The organism is Anaerovibrio lipolyticus, from assembly GCF_021531495.1.
Taxonomy (GTDB): Bacteria; Bacillota; Negativicutes; order Selenomonadales; family Selenomonadaceae; genus Anaerovibrio.
Window position 1 is genome coordinate 1 of the sequence record NZ_JADYTY010000068.1, and the last position, 1,280, is coordinate 1,280.

Genomic DNA, 1,280 nt, shown 5'->3' on the forward strand with positions numbered 1-1,280 from the left:
TGGGGTAAACAATTAAAAGGATGGATATCAAATGGCAAAACGTAAAATGACACCGACCCCAGCTGAAAATATAGCAAAACAAATTATGGAAACTTACAAGCCGCAGAGTGCTCAGGAAATCCAGGATGTTGTCAAACAGATTTTTGCACCTATCTTCGAGGCTGCCTTGCAGGGTGAAATGGACAATCATCTCGGCTACGCGAACCATGAGCGTTCCGAGCAGGATTCTTCTAATTCCCGTAATGGTTTTTCTACTAAGAAATTAAAAACATCTATGGGAGAAGTTCCTATTCGTATTCCACGTGACAGGGAGAGTTCTTTCAATCCTCAGATTGTCAAAAAGCATCAGCGGGATGTCTCTGCTATTGAAGATAAAGTTCTGGCTATGTATGCCCGTGGAATGAGTCAGCGCGATATCTCTGCGACTATTGAGGATATCTATGGCTTTGAAATGTCACATGAGCAGATTTCCCATATTACAGACTGTGTTATGGAGGAAGTCAGGGAATGGCAGACGCGTGCGCTGAAGCCGTTCTATCCTTTCATATTCGTAGACTGTCTTTATGTATCTCTGCGCACAGAACAGGGAATACGCCAATCTGCGGTGCATGTTATCCTTGCTTACGACACGGAAGGCCGAAAGGATGTCCTTGGTCTTTGGATCAATGAAACCGAGAGCAAGCATGTCTGGATGCAGATTTTTGACGAGCTGAAAGCTCGCGGAATTGAAGAAATTGGTTTCTTGTCTATGGATGGTGTCTCTGGTCTTGAGGATGGAGCTCGTGCTATTTTTCCACAGGTTGTTGTGCAGCGTTGTATTGTGCACCTGATCCGGAATTCCGTGCGTTATATCCCGCGCAAGGAATGGTCCCGTTTCACTAAGGATCTGAAGCTTATATATGGCGCTGTGAACGTCAAGCAGGCAAGAGAGCGGTTTGAACAGTTCAAAAAAGACTGGGCAAACTATCCGGGAGCAGTATCTGTCTGGGAAAGCAACTTCACACATGTTGAGCAGCTGTTTAATTATGGCAGCGCCGTACGGAAAGTTATGTACACAACCAATGCAATTGAGAGCGTGAATTCCAGTTTCCGCAAGGTAACAAAAAAGGGCTCATTTCCTAATGAAGATGCTGTATTTAAAATCTTGTATTTGCGGGTATTAGAGCTCTACAAGAAATGGAATAAACATCGGCTGCAAAACTGGGCAATGATTCGAAACCAACTCCTGGCAGATGAACGTATGGCGAAACTCATGAAGCACTATGATGTAATCTACTAAA

General features: G+C 44.1%; 1 protein-coding gene. It reads left to right on the forward strand.

Annotated elements, in window-relative coordinates; all coding sequences use genetic code 11:
* The first annotated feature begins 31 nt into the window (after positions 1-31).
* Entirely contained in the window at positions 32-1,279 is a 1,248-nt protein-coding gene (locus tag I6E26_RS10985) for an IS256 family transposase (protein ID WP_235321907.1), read from the forward strand.
* Position 1,280 lies beyond the last annotated feature (1 nt).